The following is a 17,134-nucleotide window of genomic DNA, read 5'->3' on the forward strand; positions in this document are numbered from 1 at the left end:
GCGCGCCCCAGCCGTGGTCCGTCGTGCCGAAGTGCTGCAGCACCCAATCAAGCCGTGTGCCTCGGTGAGGGTGAGCAGCGCCAGCCGCGGCTCGTACAGCTCGGGCATGTCCACTGCGGGGTCGACCAGCTCGTTCATCCCGAGCGCAATGGCCATTTCAGGGTTTGGCTACGGGCGTTGCCTGCAGCCGGCGCGGTTTTTGCCCGTCTCGGCCCCTCGGAATGGCCCGAACGTTCCGCTGTTACCGGCGTGCTGCGGCTGTAAGGGCGTCGTGGGACCGAGTTGCGGAGGGACCTGCCGGAGGTGGAACGCGAGGCACGGTTCCGTGCCTCAGCCGCGTCGCCGGCGACGGTGCGGGTGGGCGAGCTGCGGATGCGGCGAAGGCGTATCCGGTCCTGCTGCGCGGCGGTACGGCACCGGCTCGGTGATGGTCGTGGACAGGGCGCGGAACGCCGGCCCGAGGGCCGGTCGGTCCCAACCGGTCCACCGGCTCCACCCGGTCACCGGTCCCACCGGGTCACCGGTCCCACCCGGTCACCGGCCCCACCCGGTCACCGGTCCGTGCCGGAGATCCGGGTCAACAGGTCCATGAACCGGTCGCGTTCGGCGGCGGTCAGCGGGGCGAGCAGTTCGTCGTTGGCGGCGCGGGCGGCGTGTTCGCAGCGCACCAGCAGCCGCTCGCCCCGGTCGGTGAGGGAGACGGCGTTCTTGCGGCGGTCGCCGGGGTCGGGAGCGCGGACGACGAGACCGGCGTCCTGGAGCTCGTTGAGGATGCCGACGAGGTCCTTGGGGTCGAGGGCGATGCCCCGGGCGAGGTCGGCCTGGGCGACGGGCGCGAGGTCGCGGACGGCGGAGAGCGCCACGTGGTGCCACATCTTCAGGCCCTCCGCGGCGAGGGCGTCGGCGACCAGGGCGCGGCCCCGGGCGGCGGCCCGGCCGAGGAGCCAGCTGGGCAGGGAACGGATCTCGGTCAGGGGTGCTTCGGCCATAGCAGGCACCCTAGCCGAAAAATCATTGGGCTTCCCCATGAATCTCCGCTTATCGTAGGGACTCCCAATGACTTCGTGGGTGTCTCCCACGACCGATCCCGCCGGGCCGGCCCGGCAGTGGGGTGGCGATGCGTCGCGTCCGGTACGAGTCCCGCGGTGGCCCGCTGTTCCTGGAGGAGACCGGCGTCCCGGAGCCCGGCCCAGGGCAGCTGCTGGTGCGCTGCGCGGCGATCGGAGTCACCCTGCCGGTCGTCCGCAAGGTCCGCGAGGCCGCCGAGCCGATTGCGCTGGGCGGCGAGCTGGCGGGCGAAGTGGTGGCGACCGGCGCGGGGGTGCGCCGCTTCCGGACCGGGGACAGGGTGACCGGGCTGTGCTTCGGTCATGGGTACGCCGACTACGCGGTGCTCCAGGAGGCCATGGCCTCACCGGTGCCGGAGGGCGCCGACGCCGTGGAGGCGGTGGCCCTGGTGCGCAGCGGTCTGGTGGCGCTCGGTGCCTTGACGGCGGCTCGAACGGCACCGGGCGAGTCGGTCCTGGTGACGGCGGCGGCGAGCGGAGTGGGGCACCTGGCGGTGCAGTTGGCGCGGGCCCTGGGCGCGACGCGGGTGGTGGGGGCCGTGTCGGACGCCGCGAAGGCACAGTTCGTGCGCTCCTTGGGGGCGGACGACTGCGTACGGTACTCCGACGACAGCTGGGGGGAGCCTGTCGACTGCGTGGTGGACGCGGTCGGCGGTGACCTGCTCACCCCCGCCGTCGCCGCCCTCGCCCCGCACGGCCGGCTGGTCGCCTACAGCTCGGGCGGCGGCACGGTCCGGGCCTACGACCTGCTGGTGGGCGCCAAGTCGGTGATCGGCTTCCAGATGGCGCTGATCGCCCGCGGCCGGCCCGAGCTGTACGAGCAATGGCGCAGGGAACTGTGGCGGTGGTTCCACGAGGGCACCGTACGGCCCGTCGTCCACGCGCGGTTCGCCCTGGAGGAGGCGGCGCGGGCGCACGCGGTGATCGAGTCGAGGGCGAACCTCGGCAAGGTCGTCCTGTGCCCCTGAGCAGCCCCCGAGTCACGTCGAGGCACCGGTCACCGAAGGACGCGGTCGTCCGGCCGTCCCTCGGCCGCGAGAGTGGCTGACCCGTCGGCGCCGGTGCCGGTGCCGGCGTCCGGCAGGTCGTGGGCGCGGCGCTCGGCGATGACCGAACCCCGCGTTCGGAGAGGGGATGGCCAGCCGGACCCCGAGGTGCTGGGTGGCGGCAGTGAGAGTGAGGTGGTACTGGCCCCTCTCTCTTTGTTCGTCCGGCCGGCGGCGGTCCGCCGTGTCACGTGCCCGCGGGCGCGGTGCGAGGACGCCGCCCGGCTCTCCCCGCTCAAGGACCGGCACATCGACTTCCTGGGCCGCCACCTGTTCAACACCAAGGCCGGCGGCCCCGGCCGGGGTCCGCGCCCCTTCCGGGACCCTGGCGCCGCCGAGGACGACGAGGGCAGGAGGGGTAGTAAGACGGCGGCGAGAGGGCTGGAGGCCGTCAGCCTATATCGGCTATATCGGCGGGGAGGGCAGCGTGGTACTGCTCGTCGGTGACGGGCTCCAGCCAGGTCGTGCCGTCACCGTTCCCGTCGCCGACCACGAAGGCGATGTGCGCCATGAGAGTCGTGTCGGTGGCGCCGTGCCAGTGCTCCTCGCCGGCCGGGCACTTGAGGGTCTCACCGGCGCTGATGCGTACGACACTGCCGTCGCGGGTGCCGACCAGGCCAACGCCGTCGGTGACATGGAGAACCTGGCCGAGCGCATGGGAGTGCCAGTTGGTGCGGGCACCGGGAGTGAAGCGCACCAGTCCGGCCGCCAGGCGGGCGGGTTCAGCGGGAGCCTCGATCATGTTGAGGTAGACGTCGCCCGTGAACCGCTCCGCGGGGGCCTTCATGGTCGGGGTGGAGGTGATGTGTTCCATGACTCTTTTCCTTGATCCGTAGAGGGACAGGCGTGGCAGTGCGGTTCAGGCGGCGGCGCGGTCGTCCGCGATCTTCTTGAGCTGGTTGATCGCGGTCATGGCGTTGGGCCAGCCCGCGTAGAAGGCGAGGTGGGTGATGGCCTCGGACAGCTCCTCGACGCTCAGGCCGTTGTCCAGGGCAACGCCAACGTGGTAGCCGAGCTGCTCGGAGCGGTACAGGGCGGCCAGCACGCTCACCGTGACCAGGCTGCGATCGCGCGGGGACAGCCCGGCGCGCTCCCAGACGTCGGCGAACAGGACCTCGTTGGTGACCTCGACGAGCTTCGGAGCGATTCCGGCGAGCTCCTGGGGTGCGGACTGCTTCGGCATGTGATGACTCCTTGATCAAAACGGGTGGCCCGGTCAGGAACCACTGTGTGGCGCAGGCGGCCTCCCGGGCCGCCACAGCCCGGGACCGGGTGGCTCCCGGGTCCCCAACCGCTGCCGATATCGAGGAAACCGCAGATCAAGGGGGTGGAGATGGGTCTGCCATTACAGGTACCGACAGGGCCCCCCACCTGCCCATCGTCCGGCCTAGCCTGGAATGCGTGAGCACCGAGAGCGACATCCGCGAGTTCCTGGCCTCCCGCCGCGCGAAGATCACCCCGCAGCAAGCCGGGCTGCCCGCCTACGGCGGCAACCGGCGCGTGCCGGGCCTGCGCCGCGAAGAGGTCGCTCTGCTCGCCGGCGTCAGCATCGACTACTACGTCCGCCTGGAGCGCGGCCACATCGCAGGCGCGTCGGAGGCAGTCCTCGACGCCGTCGCGAACGCCCTGCAACTGGATGACGCCGAGCGCGCCCACCTCTACGACCTGGCCCGCGCCGCCGCCAAACGCCCCGCCCGCCGCAAGCGCGCCCGCGGACCCCTCCCGGACAGCGTCCTGCGCGTGCTGGAGTCCATGACCGACTCACCGGCCTTCATTCGCAACGGCCGCCTGGACATTCTGGCCGCCAACCGGCTCGGCCGCGCCCTCTACGCGCCCCTGTACGCGGATGACGCCCCGCGGCCGGTCAACATCGCCCGCTACCAGTTCCTGCACCCCGGCGGCCCCGACTTCTTCCCCGACTGGGACGAGTCCCTGAACACCACCGTCTCCCTGCTGCGCACCGAAGCGGGACGCACCCCCCACGACAGCGACCTCACCGGACTGGTCGGCGAGCTCGTCACCCGCAGCGAGGAGTTCCGCGCCGCGTGGGCCAAGCACAACGTGCGCCTGCACCACGCCGGCCGCAAGTCCTTCCGCCACCCCGCCGTCGGCGTCCTCACCCTCGACTTCGACGCGATGGAACTACCCGCGCAGCCCGGCCTGACCCTCACCGCCTACAGCGCCACGCCCGACACCCCCGAGCACGACGCTCTACGGCACCTTGTCAGCTGGGCCGCCACCGAGAACACCTCACCCGCCGGCGGTTCCGGCCCCGTCGACCGGTGAACCCGGCGCCACCCACCAGCCTGACGTTCCCCTCTCCTGGCTGTCCCACCCTGCGGAGAACGACCAGCCCGTCCACGGGTGCCCGCGCCGCCCCGCAGCGAGCAGGTCGGCGACCGCAGCATCTGCCGTCCGGGTGAGGGGAATGGTGCGGCCGACGTACTGAAGGTGGCCGGCGTCGTCGTACCCGCCGAGCAGCAGACTGCTGGGCGCGGACAGGGGGCCGGTTGCTGCGCCGACGATCGCCTCGGTGGTCTCGCACACCGTGTTACTTCCGCCCCCCCGCGCACCGCAGGCTCGTACGCACTGTCCAGCCGCTTGGGAAGCAGGCCCTCCATTCCGACCGACGCCCACGTCAGCCAACCGCGCACGGTGTCCGGGTCGGTGGTAGAGGGGCAGGGGGCGGACAGCCGACGGACGACGAACACGGACTCGAGCGCGGCTTCCTGCGCCGCTGGTACCGCCAGCTGGTCGTCTCGGTTCCGGACGGCCTCAGCAGATCGAACGCGAAAGCGAGCAGGTTCGTGGATTCCGGGAGTCGAACAGCAAGGAACTCGAAGACGCATCCGAGGGAGGCTTCGTGAGCGGGCAGGTTCCCCGAGGCTCCACCGGCTTGCATGCGGTGCTTGTCCTGACATCGCGGCAGGCGCGTGAAGGCGCATATGAGGAAATCGCTAGTGACCAGGTCAAGGAGGAAGACAAGACGTATTCGTGACCACCAGTAGTCTATGGATCAACCTTGCGGCCTCGCAGCTGCCGCCAGCGAAGCTGCGGACGCTCGCGAACGATGCGGGTCTTGAAGCGCGCCGGACCAGGGATTGACACCCCCATAGAGGTTTCCTCCCTCACTCAGGCTGGCCATGCGAAGGGCCGCCGGCAGCAGACGCCCGCTGCACTGGCGACTCAGACCGTGTTTGAGATCTACTGAGATGCCAGCCATGCGGTGTACCAGTCGTGGAAGTCCGGTCCTGGGGTCAGGCCGCCCCAGGAGCGGTCGTCGAGCCAGACTTGTCCGGCGTTTGTGCCCGTGATGACGAGGCGGGAGAAGGTGCCGCAGCCGATCTCGCTGAGGACCAGAGTCCCCGCGACCGAGTAGTCGGCGTCGGCTCCCCTGCCCGGTCCCGGCCGGTCCGTGATGTGCGGGAACGGGGTGGCCAGGAAGCCGGCTCGCAGGCACTCGGTCCGAAGGTCGTGCAGGGCCTCTTCGTCATCCACTTCCTCTGCCAGGCCCAGCAGTCCGTAATGAGGTCCCGCTCCGCCACCGGCGACCGTGCCCAGGAAGTCCCGGTAGGACGCGGGAAGGGTGACGCCGTGCAGTTGCTCGAAGGAGCGGATCGCCTCCTCCGAAAGGAGCGGTTGAAGCCGGTATCCGTGGTGCGAGGCACCGAAGCGGCGACGCTCAGGATCCTCCAGTGCCATCGCGGCAACGCGAGAGCGCACCGAGGCGCCGTTCCAGGTCCCGCTCGGGGCGGCAGCATCAGCGGTCACGCCCGAACCGTATCCTCGTCCGGCCCCACCCGGATCAATGGCCTGGGGCCCGGCCGTGTGGCGGAATGGCCGCGGGTGAGTCGGCGGACCATGATGCCGATCATTGCCCAGCGGATCATGGTCTCGGAGCGGGTGGGGTGTTGCTCGTAGTCGAGGCCGAGGCGCCGGTGCGCGGTGATCCACGAGAAGGTGCGCTCGACGGCCCAGCGCTTGGGCTGGACCTGGAATCCGCGCTGGTCCGGGGCCTTGCGCACGATCTCCAGCTCGCGGCCGAGGATCGCCCGGGCCCAGTCCACGAGGCGGCCGGCGAAGCCCTGGTAGGCCCAGATCTTCTGACCCCTCGGACGGTCCAGCCGAGTCCAGAGCAGCGGGTGCTTCGCGCCGTCGCGGTTCTGGGTGTTCGCGGCGACAACGTGGACGGCCAGGAGCAGGCCGAGGGTGTCGGTGACGATGAACCGCTAGCGGCCCTTCACCTACTTGCCCGCGTCGAAGCCCCTGGTGCCGGCGGGGACGGTGTCGGCGGTGCGCACGGACTGCGAGTCGATCAGCCCCGCGCTCGGCTCCACACTGCGGCCGTCGGCGGCCCGGACTGGCCGCGCAGGGCGTCGTGGATCCGCTCGACGGTGCCGTCGTCGTGCCACCAGGTGAAGTACCAGTACACCGTCGGCCATGGCGGGAAGTCCTTGGGCAACTGCCGCCAGGCACACCCGGTGCGGACCACGTAGAAGATCGCATCCACGATCCGCCGACGCGGGTGCTTCTCACGTCGCCGCCCTTGGGACCCACCCGCGCCGGCGGCAGCAACGCCTCCACCAACGCCCACTGATCACCCGTCAAATCCGACGGATACCCGCCCCCGGAACCACTCACGCCGGGCTCAACGGCCCCGCCATCACGAGACTCGGCAGATCTCAAACACGGTCTGAGAGCTCGTAACACGATCACGATCCGGGCTTCTTGAGGCGTCCACGCACACGCGGGTCGTTGGCGGTGCGCGCCCCGAAGGCGCGATGTCCTTCGGGGCGCGCGGCAGGGGTGCGGGTTCAGGCGTTGTAGCCGCCGTGGGCGTCCAGCACTGCGCCCGTGACGTACGACGCGGCGGGGCTCGCCAGGAAGGCGATCACCGCGGCGATTTCGTCGGGGTGCCCCATGCGTTGCAGGGACAGCGAGCTGACCAGAGCCTTGAGGGTCTCGGGGTCCGGCGGTTGCATGCCGCCCTCCATCAGTCCGGCCTGCACGACGTTGGCCGTGATGTTCCGGGGCCCGAGGTCGCGTGCGACGCCCATGGTGTACCTCTCGATCCCGGACTTGGTCGCCGAGTAGTCGGCAAGGCCGCGGGCGCCGACCCGGGAGCCCAGTCCGGAACTCACTGTGATGATGCGGCCGCCCGCGCGCAGCACTCGGGAGGCGGCCCGGATGACGGCGATCACGCCGAGGTAGTTGGTGGCGTGCATCCGGTCCAGTGCGGCGGTGTCGGCGTCCGGGTCGTCCACCGTGCCGGTCACGGAGATCGCCGCGTTGTTGACGAGGATGTCCAGGCCGCCGAAGTGCGCGACCACGTCGTCGATCAGCGCCGGCGCCCGGCTCGTGTCCGCCTGGTTGGACTGGAAGGCGACGGCCTTGGCTCCCTTGCCGTGCACCTCGTCGACGACGGCCTGCGCCTGTTTCTCGGAGCTGACGTAGGTGAAGGCGACGTCGGCGCCCTGCTCGGCCAGCAGTCGTACGGTCGCGGCTCCCAGTCCGCGCGACCCCCCGGTGACCAGGGCGACTTTGCCCGTGAGTGGCTTGCTCATTCTTCTACCTCGTTGATTGACCCTCCCGGCAGTCGCAACATTAATTGTTACGACAGGCTGTTGCAACCTTCGCTGTTACCACTGCCGTACCATGAAGCGTTGCGACCGAGAGGTGGAGTTCATGAGCGCCAACAGCAGGCTGACCATCGCCGCCCACGCGCTGGCCTGGATCGGCCTCTACCAGCGCCAGGGCCATGAGGTAGCCACCTCCGAGCAGATCGCGACCAGCGCGAACACCAACCCAGTGGTGATCAGACGGCTGCTCGGCGAGCTGCGCAGGGCCGGGCTCGTGGAGTCCCGGCGGGGCGTGGGCGCGGGCTGGTCGCTGGCACGCGAGCTGGAGTCGATGACCCTTCTCGACGTGTACGAGGCAGTGGAACCCGGCCCGCTGTTCGCAATGCACCGCACCACCCCGGACCAGGGATGCGTGGTGGGTCACGGCATCCAGCCGGCGATGCAGAGGATCTACGAGGGCATCGAGGAGACCCTGCGACACGAGCTGGCCCGCGTCACGCTCGCGAACGTACTCCGGGACGTACTCGCGACACCTCGCTAGCCTCCCCGTTACGCCCTGACATCACCAAGACCCCCATCCATGCCCAGGCCGGCGAACAGCCTGGCAACCAGTCACGCCGAAGACCGTTGCGGTATCAGACCGTGTCCTACGAGCTCGTGACTTGATCTTGTTGTAGTGCCCTGGTCCGGCGTGACCGATGTGACGACTCCGCCGTCCGGGCGGATGTGAGCACCCGGCCATGGATCGTGTACGACGACCTGCGGGCGCTGATCGAGCCGCTGCTGCCGCCCTGGCCAGAGAAGTCGCCGGGCCCACGGCCAGTACCGGACCGGCTGTGTCTGCAGGGCATCCTGTACGTGCTCTACAACGACATAGCCTGGCAACTCCTGCCGCTGAAACTGGGATTCGGCTCGGGACAGACCCGGTGGCGGCGCCTGGACCGCTGGCAGCAGGCCGGAGTCTTCGACCAACTGCACCGCATCCTGCTCGCCGAGCCGAACGCGGCCGGCAAACTCGACTGGCCCGCGCGCGTGGACGGCTCCCGCATCCGCGCGAAAAAGGGGGCGCCGACACCGGTCCGTCGCCGGTCGACCGCCACAAGACGGGCAGCAATCACCACCTGATCTGCGACGGACGCGGCATCCCGCTCAAGGTCATCACCACCGCGGCCAACGTCAACGACGTCACCCAGACCCTCGTCCTGGTCGATGGCATCCCGCCCGTGGCCGGACGGCCCGGCCGGCCACGCCGCCGCCCCGACTCGCTCCTTGGAACTCCACGACGCCTTCGTCTCGTTGGCCTGCAGCCTCATCTGCTGGCGACGCCTCAAGAAGGCCCACCCGTGATCGTGTTACGAGCTCTGAACGCCGCTAAAGTCCCCTGGCGGTCAGTGAGCCTTTTCCCACCTCACGTTGAGGGCGCGCGTGATCAGCTTCGGTGTTCGGCGCTGCTGTCGGTGATCGCCCGGAACAGCTCGCGAGCCCGCTCGCAGAACTGCTCGACCTCCGTGATGTCCGGCTCGTTACCGTCGGCCAGCATCCGGGCCTGGAGTTGCTCGGAGCGCAGCCCGCCGTAGCGGGCCCGCACCTGAGCGGTCACCGGCTGGACCGCGATGTGCAAGTGCTTGCGCGCGTCGCGGCCGTGTGACCACATGTAGACGTAGGTCTGCTCGGGCTGGCACAACGTCTCCACGACACGAGCGGTATCGCGCAGCAAGGGGCCGAGTTCCGCCGCCGCCGTGTCGTCGAGTTCGGCGATGGCCACGACGTGCTCTCGCGGACCGACGATCAAGGTGCCGAGATTCATCGGACCGACGACGTGGTTCACCACCCACGCAGCGGTCTCGTGCAGAACACCCCCGGGCAACTCCCGGCGCCCGGTCAGAAGGTCACACCCAAGACACCCCGTCACATCCACGCGCATCAGCCTATGCGGATCCCACAGCGACGATGTTGACGGACAACTTGGTCAATTTGTGCGCCAGTTGGTCTCCGCGAGCGATGAAGTGGATCTACCGGGTGGCGTGGCGGGTTCGCCTGGCATGCGGTGGAACCCCGGGGCGTGACCTGCACTGCGCCAAGGACAGGACGGCTCTCACCGGGGTGTGATGGCGATCGCCGCCGATGTGGAAGTCGGCGCCCCCGCCGACGGCCAGGTGCAGCCCAGGTTTCCGATGCTCAGGTTTGCGTGGACGTTGTGGACCCTTGCGGCGACGGTGCGGAACTCACGGCCGAACTCGGTCAGCTGCTCGTAGTCCTCGTCGTCCACGCACTCCTCCCGCGTCAGCGTGGTGACCGCCAGCAATTCGTGGCTCTCGGACTCCATGGTTGTCCGGTCGGCGAGGAAGACAACGGCCAGGTTCTCGTCGGCGCAGACCGCATTCAGCGCCTCGTCAACGGTCGCTCCTGCGCAGGCCGGGTCGTCTATGAAGTGGACGTGTGCCTCGTACCGCCTGTCCCCCCATGGCTCCATCAGCGCCGCCGTCACGTCCTGCCACGCCTGGTCGTCGTGGTAGTCGGTCCTGACGACCAGGACGTCGAACTCATCACGGTCGGTGACGGCGGGCAACGCTCTCATGGATCCTTCTCCTCGGTGACGATCAGTGAGCCGTGTCCGACTGTCTCACGGGCCGTTTCCGAGGATGCGGGTCCGTAGCAGTTCGAACGAGGCTCGGCCGTACATTGCTCTCTTGAGCGTTTTGACCCAATTCACGTGTCCTTGGGCGACGCCGGAGCTCCAGGGGAGGGTGAGTCCGGCGGTGACGGCGTCGAGGTCCTGGCGGAGGAAACCGGCGAAGCTCTTCATGGGCTTGGGCGCGACCTGTTCGGCCTGCCGGATCCACTCCAGCAGGAGGTATCCGCGCTGGCGGCGGACCAGGTCGGCGAAGGCGCGGGCGAGGTCGCAGGCCCGGATGATGTCCGGGCAGGCGAGCCGGACTGAAGGAGGCGCTCGTTCTGGCTCTCGGTGAGGATCTCGCGGGGCCGCATGATCCAAGAGGTGATCTTGCGGGGGCTGGGATGTCGGCCCGGACCGGTTCGGCGGTGCCCGCGCGCAAGGCGGCGAGGTGTTTGCGGACGACCTGGCGGCTGCCCCGGTAGCCGCGGGCCTGGATCTCCAGGAACAGCCGGGTGCCGCTGACCTGGCCCTGCGCTTCGCTGAAGCGGGTGTTCAGGTGTGCCTTGAACGGCTCCAGCACGCCGTTGGGACGGCGTTCGCGGGCGGAGGCGAGCAGCTGGTCCAGGTCGGTGTCGCGGAAGCGGCGGACGGTCTTGCGGTCGAGGTTCAGGCGTCGGGCGATCGCGCTGATGGTCCAGCGCTTCTACAGCAGGCGGTGGATGTCCTCGTAGCGGTGGCGGGTTGGCTTGATGATCTGCGCGCGGGGCGGTTCCGTGGGCGGTAAGACATCGGGGCCCCTCGGGCGCCTCAGTCACCGTCTCCTCCTGATTTGGGGATGCACGGAACTGCGGGCAGAGCCATTTTCACGAATCCTCATCAACGGCCCGATTGCCTTCCTCGGCTCCCCGTTCCACCGGCAGCGAACGCGTCTCGTCTACGGAGGTGCACCGCCTGAGACACCTTGGGTCTGAGATAGCCGTGCAGGTCACATAACCCCGTCCAGAGCGGTCGCGTCCGGCGTCTGCGCGGGTCCAGCCCCGATCTCCGGAAACGCCGGAAGCATCTCGGTACCGCGCCTGGAGCGCGGCACCATCCGGCCCGCGTGCTCCCCACCGTGCTCGTCGGCCGAGACGGCGATGACGGGCTCCGGGCGCCTGCGGGCGCTTCCTCGCGCTCGGCCCGCTCCGAGAGAGCACCGGCACTCGTCCGGCCGCTCCGTGGGTGTCGGCTACCCGCGTCCAGTCCGTCACCCCGGCATCCAATCTCCTCCGGAGTCCGCGATGCGACTCGGCCAGCCGAGCCAGGGCCTCTTGATCGGGCGCGACGGCCTTGCCCCGGCCCCTGGTGTGATCCACGGCCGCAACGTGCCCGGTGAACGGGGCCGCTGTGCCGGCGCGTCGCAACCCGGGCACGTGTCGGGCGTGTCCGGGCTGCTCGGCCGGCTCCCGTGAGGGCCGCGGTGTCAGGCGGCGAGGGTCTTGTGGAGGGCGTCGAGGCCGTCGCGGTAGATGCCTGTGAACAGGTCGACGACCTCCGCCTCGGTGGCGCCGTTCGGGTTGAAGCGGCCGGACCACTGGACCTCGGCCGCGTTCTCCTCGCCCGGGATCGCATGGACCCGGATGGTGGACACGTAGCCGTCGACGGGGAACGGGGCCTGGAGGATGGCGTAACTGTAATGGCGCTCGGCCTCGTTGAAGTCGACGAGACGCTCGATGATGGCCTCGCCCTCGGGGTTCTTCAGCCGGCGCACCCGGCCGCCTTCGAGCGCGGTGCTCTCTGGGATGAAGGGCAGCCAGTCGGGCAGGGCGTCGAAGCCGCCGATGAGGCTCCAGACCTTGTCGGGCGGGGCGGGCACGATACGGCTGACGGAAGTGGTGGCCATGGTCGTTCTCCTGGAACGCGGTGCGGGGGGAAGGGTGTCGGGGGTGGGGGTCAGGCGCCGTAGGGGAGCGGGGCGGCCGGGCTGACCAGACCGCTCGCGCGCAGGTCGTGCCAGAACGCGGCCGGGATGTCCTCGTTCAGGGCGGCGATGTCCTCGGCGATGCGGCCGGGGCGGGTGGCGCCGGGGATGACGGCGGTGGCCACGGGGTGGGCGAGGGAGAACTGCAGGGCGGCGGCCTTGATGCTGATGCCGTGCTCGCTGGCGAGGGCCTTGAGCCTGCCGACGCGCTCGACGATCTCCGGCGGGGCCTGCTGGTACTCGAAATGGCTGCCGCCGGCGAGGATGCCGGAGCTGTAGGGGCCGCCGACGACCATGTCGACATTCTGGTCCTGGGCCATGGGCAGCAGCCGCTGCAGGGCGTGCGTGTGGTCGAGGAGGGTGTAGCGGCCGGCGAGGAGGAAGCCGTCGGGACTGGGCTCGTCGAGGGCGAGGGTCAGCTCGACGGGCTCGGTCCTGTTGACCCCCAGGCCCCAGGCCTTGATGACGCCCTCGTCGCGCAGGCGGGACAGGACGCGGAAGGCTCCGGTGCGGGCCTCCTCGAACTTCTGCAGCCAGGCGTCACCGTGGAAGTCCTGGGCGATGTCGTGGACCCAGACGATGTCGAGCCGGTCGACGCCCAGGCGCTTGAGGCTGCCCTCGATGGAGCGCTCGGTGGCCTCGGCGGTCCACTCGTGCACGATCCTGTGGGGGTTGCCGTGCTCGAACAGACCGCCCTTCTCGCCGAAGTCGGGGACATCGGTCTCCGGCTCGTCCAGGACGACCCGGCCGACCTTGCTCGACAGCACGTAGGCATCGCGCGGCTTGGCGGAGATGACCTGGCCCAGGCGTTCCTCGGCCAGGCCCGCGCCGTAGAAGGGAGCGGTGTCGTAGTAGCGGATGCCCTGCTCCCAGGCGGCCTCGACGGTGGCGCGGGCCTCCTCGTCGGGGATCGCGCGGAACATGTTGCCCAGCGGGGCGGTGCCGAAGCCGAGCCGGCCGGGAAGGATGTTCTTGAGAGACATGGCGGTGCCTTTTCGATCGATCGGTATGTCCGCGCCGAGGGGACTTTGGCGCGGTCGGGGTGAGGCGTCGGCGGACCGATGCCTCGGCGGTCTGCCGGCTCTGTCGGGCACAGTCGTGGCACTCGGTGCTCACCGCGCCGGCAGGGCCGGGACGCACTCCGCAGGATAGTTGCAGACGCGCGTTGTTGTGTACGACGATAGTTGCAGACGCTGGGTAATGCAAGCGGTGGTGCCGCAGCGCCCGGGAAGGCCCCGTGATGCTCGATGCCGAACAACCGCAACCGCCATCGCGGGCCTGTTCCGAGATGGCTGTTGCGCTACCGTCCGGGCACCCGCCGTCGCCGCCTACAAGGGCAAACTGCACGCCGTCCACCGTGGCGACGGCCTGCTGGCCCACCCCCCATGCGGCTCGGCCGCCCATACGCTGGCTGCCTTCTTCCAGATCGGCCTTCGCTGGTCAGCCGCTAAATTCCAGATGCACCTGCGCCGGTCAGCCGCTGGCAGGGGCCAGTATCCACAGGGCAGGGCCTCGGGCCAGGCTGTTAGCGCAGGGGGTGTCGTCGGCGCGGCCGCCGGCGCCGAGGGTGCGCCGCGGTGCGGGGGCCGCGGCCGGGGCGGGCGCCGAGAACTCCCCGGGTTGGCATTGCGTCCAGGTTGAGGCGGATGCCGGGAAGGACGTCGAGTAGGTCGGCCTGGGCGGCGCGGATACTGTGCGCGGCCTGGGGGCCGGCGCCGAGGGTGCGGCGGGCTGTCACGCGGTTGTTCGTACGGTCGTCGACTCCGCGAAAGCCCGCGTCTTCAGCGGCGGAGCGCGGCGACCGCCGCGGTGACCAGGGCAAGCTTCGCGTGGAACGGATGCATGCGCTCCTCTCTCTGCGCCGATGGGCCGGCGCGCCGTCGTCCGCACCCGAGCATGCGCCGACGGGCTGAGCCCCCTGCCCGCGCCGGCCGCGGTCGATGTACCGCCGGCTGCCCGCGCCGGCCGCGGTCGATGTACCGCCGACTGCCCGCGCCGGCCTCGGTCGATGAACCGCCGGACGAGCTCGGCGTCGGCCGGATCAAGCGTCCCGGCCGCACCGCCGGTCGGGGAAGGGGGAGGGGCGCCGACGGGGACCGACCCTGTCCGTTCCGTGGTGCGCGTGACATGATCCCGTTGTGGATTTGCTTCCGATTTCGAGCTATTTCCCACCACGTGGGCGCGCTGCCATAACCGATCTGATCGCGGCGGCCAGGTCCGGTCGTGGTGGTGCGGTGGTGGTCCGCGGTGAGGCGGGCATCGGCAAGACCACCCTCCTGCGGCATGTCCTGGACGCGCAGGACGGGTTGCGGGTGCTGTGGGTGAACGGGGCCGAGTTCGAGGCGGACTTCGCCTACGCGGCGGTGCATCAGCTCACCCGGCCGTTGCACGACCGGATCGGGCGGCTGCCGGCCCGGCAGGGGAACGATCTGTCGGTGGCGTTCGGGCTCGCGGAGGGCAGCGCGCCCAGTCAGTTCGCGGTCGCACTCGGTGTGTTGGGGCTGCTGTCGGAGGCGGCGGGGGAGTCGCCCGTGGTCTGCGTCGTGGATGACGCGCAGTGGCTCGACCGGGCGTCGGCGCAGGTTCTGGCGTTCGCGGCGCGCAGGATCGGCGCGGAGCCGATCGCGCTCGTGTTCGCGTTGCGCGATCCGCACGGTGTCGGCGAGCTGGACGGGCTGCCGGAGCTGAAGCTGTCGGGCTTGTCCGATCAGGCGGCACGCGACCTGCTGGCGTCCGGGGTTCCGGTGCCGCTGGACGACCGGGTGCGTGAGCGGATTCTCGCCGAGGCGCGCGGCAATCCGCTCGCGCTGCTGGAACTGCCGCGCAGGCTCGGTCCCGCCGGACTTGCGGGCGGATTCGGGCTGCCCACTCCCGCCTCGCCGGCGAACCGGATCGAGCAGAGTTACCGGGAGCGGGTCTCCCGACTGTCCCCCGGAGCCCGGATGTTGCTGCTGATCGCGGCCTCCGAGCCGCTCGGCGACCCGGGACTGCTGTGGCGGGCCGCGGATCTGCTCGACGTGAAACCGGAGGCCGGAACCGAGGCCGAGGCGGAGGAGCTGATCGAGTTGGGAGGCCGGTCCCGGTTCCGGCACCCGCTGGTGCGGTCGGCCGTGTACGCCGCCGCGTCACCGGCCGACCGGCGGCTCGTCCACGGAGCGCTCGCCGACGTCACCGACCCGCAGACCGATCCCGACCGGCGCTCCTGGCACCGGTCTCAGGCCGCACCCCGGCCCGATGAGGACGTCGCGGCCGATCTGCTGCGCAGCGCGGAGCGGGCCCGGCGGCGGGGCGGGGCGGCGGCCGAGGCCGCGTTCCTCCAGCAGGCCGCGTCCCTCACTCCCGATCCCCGGTTCCGGGCCAAGCGCAGCCTCGCCGCGGCACGGGCGGCGCTGGAGGCCGGCGCCTTCGAGACCGCGATCACCCTGATCGACGCGGCCGAGCACGGCCCCATCGACGACGCCGGGCGGGTCGAGGCCGAACTCGCCCGCGGACAGGCGGCGTTCTTCCGCGACGGCGCGGCCGACGCCGTCGGCCATCTGATCCGGGCCGCCGGACTCGACCCCGGCCGGGCCCGGCTGTACCTGCTGGACGCGCTGCAGGCGGGGCTCGTCGTCGGCCGGTCCTCGCCCGCCTGCCGTACCGCCCTTCAGGCGGCCCGGCAGGCACCCGTTCCCCCCGGGCACCGCACCGGCGGCGACGACCTGCTGGACACGCTGGTCGCCTACCTCGACGGTGATCTCGCCACGGTGTCCGTACTGTCCCGCATGCTGTCGGACACGACCGACCCGCTGTGGTCACGACGCCTGTCGCTGGCGGCGCTGCTCGCCGTGGAACTGTGGGACTTCGCCCTGGAGGAACGATTCGCCACCCAGGCCGTCACGGCGGCCCGGAGCTGCGGAGCGCTGATGATCCTGCCGGTCGGCCTCTGGATGCGGGCCATGGCCGCCGCCCAGCGCGGCGCGCTGCTCGACGCCTCCGCCCTGCTCGGCGAGGCCGACGCCATCGCCGAGGTGACCGGGGTCCCGGTCCACTGGTACGGCCACCTGCAGGTCGCGGCCGTGCGCGGCCGGCCCGCCGAAGCCAGGCCGCTGATCGACCGGGTGCTGGCCGAGTCGCGGGCCCGTCGCAAGGGGATGCTGACGGCGATGGCCCACAGCGCCGCCGCGTTCTATGCCAACGGCGTCGCCGACCACCGTGCGGCGCTCGAATCGGCGACGCTGGCACTCACCGACGGCGACCTGTCGACGAGCAGCATGGCACTGCCCGAACTGGTCGAGGCGGCGGTGCGGTGCGGCCAGGACGCCGTCGCCCGCGAGGCGTTCGCCCGGCTCGACGAGCACACGCGGGCCGCGGGCACCGACTGGGCGCTCGGGGTGCGCGCGGCTCTCGGCGCCCTGCTGTCGGACCAGCCGGAAGCCCTGCATACCGAGGCGGTGGCCAGGCTGGGCGCCGGCGGCATGCGGATCTGGCACGGTCGGGCCCTGCTGCACCAAGGGGCGTGGCTGCGCCGCGACGGCCGCCGCCGTGAGGCGCTGGAGGCCCTGCGCGCGGCCCACGACCTGTTCACCACGACGGGCGCGGAGGGATTCGCCGAACGGGCCCGGGCCGAACTGGCCGCCGCGGGCGAGCAGGCCAGATCGGTGACGAGAGGGGTGCTGGAGGCGCTCACCGGCCAGGAACTCAACATAGCCCGGCTCGTCGCGACCGGCGCCACCTCCCGCGAGGTCGCGGACCGGCTCTTCCTCAGCCCCCGGACGATCGACGCCCACCTGCGCAACATCTTCAGGAAGCTCGACATCACCTCGCGCCGCCAGCTCACCGACCTCGTCACCCAGGCGATCTAGGTGACGGTCTAGGCGACTTTC

Annotated in this window: 17 protein-coding genes and 1 pseudogene; 6 read left to right on the forward strand and 12 right to left on the reverse strand. The window is 70.8% G+C overall.

Translation table 11 applies throughout. The features are described from left to right. Window positions 1–551 precede the first annotated feature (551 nt). Window positions 552–989, reverse strand: coding sequence for a MarR family winged helix-turn-helix transcriptional regulator (locus ACZ3ZD_RS28040; protein WP_467402879.1), 438 nt, complete (start codon window positions 987–989; stop codon window positions 552–554). A 128-nt stretch (window positions 990–1,117) separates the two neighbouring features. On the opposite strand from ACZ3ZD_RS28040, the gene ACZ3ZD_RS28045 reads away from it, so the two are divergent. Further along, the gene (locus ACZ3ZD_RS28045; RefSeq protein WP_467402882.1) at window positions 1,118–2,035 is read left to right on the forward strand and encodes a quinone oxidoreductase family protein; all 918 of its coding nucleotides are present in this window, start codon (window positions 1,118–1,120) and stop codon (window positions 2,033–2,035) included. A 469-nt stretch (window positions 2,036–2,504) separates the two neighbouring features. On the opposite strand, the gene ACZ3ZD_RS28050 is transcribed toward ACZ3ZD_RS28045, so the two are convergent. After that, a complete protein-coding gene (locus ACZ3ZD_RS28050; protein WP_467402887.1) occupies window positions 2,505–2,927 on the reverse strand; it encodes a (R)-mandelonitrile lyase in 423 nt (140 codons plus the stop codon). A gap of 45 nt (window positions 2,928–2,972) precedes the next feature. Next, a complete protein-coding gene (locus tag ACZ3ZD_RS28055; RefSeq protein ID WP_467402889.1) occupies window positions 2,973–3,296 on the reverse strand; it encodes a carboxymuconolactone decarboxylase family protein in 324 nt (107 codons plus the stop codon). A gap of 218 nt (window positions 3,297–3,514) precedes the next feature. Between ACZ3ZD_RS28055 and ACZ3ZD_RS28060 the strand changes: the two genes are divergently transcribed. Further along, entirely contained in the window at window positions 3,515–4,399 is an 885-nt protein-coding gene (locus ACZ3ZD_RS28060; RefSeq protein ID WP_467402892.1) for a helix-turn-helix transcriptional regulator, read from the forward strand. On the opposite strand, the gene ACZ3ZD_RS28065 is transcribed toward ACZ3ZD_RS28060, so the two are convergent. The 4 genes and pseudogenes from ACZ3ZD_RS28065 to ACZ3ZD_RS28080 all read right to left on the reverse strand — a co-directional run bounded on the left by ACZ3ZD_RS28065 (window position 4,364) and on the right by ACZ3ZD_RS28080 (window position 7,677). After that, on the reverse strand, window positions 4,364–4,660 hold the full coding sequence (locus ACZ3ZD_RS28065; RefSeq protein ID WP_467402894.1) for a hypothetical protein: 297 nt from the start codon (window positions 4,658–4,660) through the stop codon (window positions 4,364–4,366). The genes ACZ3ZD_RS28060 and ACZ3ZD_RS28065 overlap by 36 nt on opposite strands. A gap of 657 nt (window positions 4,661–5,317) precedes the next feature. Continuing rightward, window positions 5,318–5,884 (reverse strand): SMI1/KNR4 family protein, encoded by a 567-nt coding sequence (locus ACZ3ZD_RS28070; protein WP_467402897.1) that lies wholly within the window; start codon window positions 5,882–5,884, stop codon window positions 5,318–5,320. Continuing rightward, window positions 5,881–6,754 (reverse strand): annotated as a pseudogene (locus tag ACZ3ZD_RS28075) (IS5 family transposase). Before ACZ3ZD_RS28075 ends, ACZ3ZD_RS28070 begins: the two are co-directional and overlap by 4 nt. 173 nt (window positions 6,755–6,927) lie before the next feature. Further along, window positions 6,928–7,677 (reverse strand): SDR family NAD(P)-dependent oxidoreductase, encoded by a 750-nt coding sequence (locus tag ACZ3ZD_RS28080; protein WP_467402900.1) that lies wholly within the window; start codon window positions 7,675–7,677, stop codon window positions 6,928–6,930. 121 nt (window positions 7,678–7,798) lie between these two features. On the opposite strand from ACZ3ZD_RS28080, the gene ACZ3ZD_RS28085 reads away from it, so the two are divergent. Together ACZ3ZD_RS28085 and ACZ3ZD_RS28090 are read left to right on the forward strand one after the other, a co-directional pair. After that, on the forward strand, window positions 7,799–8,233 hold the full coding sequence (locus ACZ3ZD_RS28085) for an Rrf2 family transcriptional regulator (protein WP_467402903.1): 435 nt from the start codon (window positions 7,799–7,801) through the stop codon (window positions 8,231–8,233). A 185-nt stretch (window positions 8,234–8,418) separates the two neighbouring features. Next, window positions 8,419–8,817 carry a transposase gene (locus tag ACZ3ZD_RS28090; RefSeq protein ID WP_467402906.1) on the forward strand — a complete coding sequence of 133 codons (399 nt, stop codon included), beginning with the start codon at window positions 8,419–8,421 and terminating at the stop codon, window positions 8,815–8,817. A gap of 304 nt (window positions 8,818–9,121) precedes the next feature. Here the strand turns inward: ACZ3ZD_RS28090 and ACZ3ZD_RS28095 are convergent, their stop codons facing one another. The 3 genes from ACZ3ZD_RS28095 to ACZ3ZD_RS28105 all read right to left on the reverse strand — a co-directional run bounded on the left by ACZ3ZD_RS28095 (window position 9,122) and on the right by ACZ3ZD_RS28105 (window position 10,687). Next, complete coding sequence (locus ACZ3ZD_RS28095; protein ID WP_467403139.1) at window positions 9,122–9,523, reverse strand: hypothetical protein; 402 nt, start codon at window positions 9,521–9,523, stop codon at window positions 9,122–9,124. Between the two features lie 264 nt (window positions 9,524–9,787). Then, on the reverse strand, window positions 9,788–10,270 hold the full coding sequence (locus tag ACZ3ZD_RS28100; RefSeq protein WP_467402908.1) for a DUF6924 domain-containing protein: 483 nt from the start codon (window positions 10,268–10,270) through the stop codon (window positions 9,788–9,790). 45 nt (window positions 10,271–10,315) lie between these two features. After that, on the reverse strand, window positions 10,316–10,687 hold the full coding sequence (locus ACZ3ZD_RS28105) for a transposase (RefSeq protein ID WP_467402911.1): 372 nt from the start codon (window positions 10,685–10,687) through the stop codon (window positions 10,316–10,318). A gap of 70 nt (window positions 10,688–10,757) precedes the next feature. Between ACZ3ZD_RS28105 and ACZ3ZD_RS28110 the strand changes: the two genes are divergently transcribed. After that, window positions 10,758–11,093, forward strand: coding sequence for a hypothetical protein (locus ACZ3ZD_RS28110; protein ID WP_467402913.1), 336 nt, complete (start codon window positions 10,758–10,760; stop codon window positions 11,091–11,093). Between the two features lie 678 nt (window positions 11,094–11,771). Here ACZ3ZD_RS28110 and ACZ3ZD_RS28115 read toward each other — a convergent pair. Both ACZ3ZD_RS28115 and ACZ3ZD_RS28120 read right to left on the reverse strand, forming a co-directional pair. Continuing rightward, complete coding sequence (locus ACZ3ZD_RS28115; protein WP_467402916.1) at window positions 11,772–12,191, reverse strand: SRPBCC family protein; 420 nt, start codon at window positions 12,189–12,191, stop codon at window positions 11,772–11,774. Between the two features lie 50 nt (window positions 12,192–12,241). Then, window positions 12,242–13,252 carry an aldo/keto reductase gene (locus ACZ3ZD_RS28120; protein WP_467402920.1) on the reverse strand — a complete coding sequence of 337 codons (1,011 nt, stop codon included), beginning with the start codon at window positions 13,250–13,252 and terminating at the stop codon, window positions 12,242–12,244. A gap of 1,155 nt (window positions 13,253–14,407) precedes the next feature. On the opposite strand from ACZ3ZD_RS28120, the gene ACZ3ZD_RS28125 reads away from it, so the two are divergent. Then, window positions 14,408–17,113, forward strand: a complete 2,706-nt coding sequence (locus tag ACZ3ZD_RS28125) for a helix-turn-helix transcriptional regulator (protein WP_467402923.1) — start codon at window positions 14,408–14,410, stop codon at window positions 17,111–17,113. Window positions 17,114–17,134 lie beyond the last annotated feature (21 nt).

Source organism: Streptomyces sp. NPDC023481, from assembly GCF_055560195.1.

What these genes read in the sequence shown, in the direction of transcription:
- ACZ3ZD_RS28045 (WP_467402882.1), top strand. Translation starts at nt 1,118, where the DNA reads ATGCGTCGCGTCCGGTACGAGTCCCGCGGTGGCCCGCTGTTCCTGGAG.
- ACZ3ZD_RS28040 (WP_467402879.1), bottom strand. Translation starts at nt 989, where the DNA reads ATGGCCGAAGCACCCCTGACCGAGATCCGTTCCCTGCCCAGCTGGCTC.
- ACZ3ZD_RS28085 (WP_467402903.1), top strand. Translation starts at nt 7,799, where the DNA reads ATGAGCGCCAACAGCAGGCTGACCATCGCCGCCCACGCGCTGGCCTGG.
- ACZ3ZD_RS28120 (WP_467402920.1), bottom strand. Translation starts at nt 13,252, where the DNA reads ATGTCTCTCAAGAACATCCTTCCCGGCCGGCTCGGCTTCGGCACCGCC.
- ACZ3ZD_RS28050 (WP_467402887.1), bottom strand. Translation starts at nt 2,927, where the DNA reads ATGGAACACATCACCTCCACCCCGACCATGAAGGCCCCCGCGGAGCGG.
- ACZ3ZD_RS28080 (WP_467402900.1), bottom strand. Translation starts at nt 7,677, where the DNA reads ATGAGCAAGCCACTCACGGGCAAAGTCGCCCTGGTCACCGGGGGGTCG.
- ACZ3ZD_RS28100 (WP_467402908.1), bottom strand. Translation starts at nt 10,270, where the DNA reads ATGAGAGCGTTGCCCGCCGTCACCGACCGTGATGAGTTCGACGTCCTG.
- ACZ3ZD_RS28055 (WP_467402889.1), bottom strand. Translation starts at nt 3,296, where the DNA reads ATGCCGAAGCAGTCCGCACCCCAGGAGCTCGCCGGAATCGCTCCGAAG.
- ACZ3ZD_RS28115 (WP_467402916.1), bottom strand. Translation starts at nt 12,191, where the DNA reads ATGGCCACCACTTCCGTCAGCCGTATCGTGCCCGCCCCGCCCGACAAG.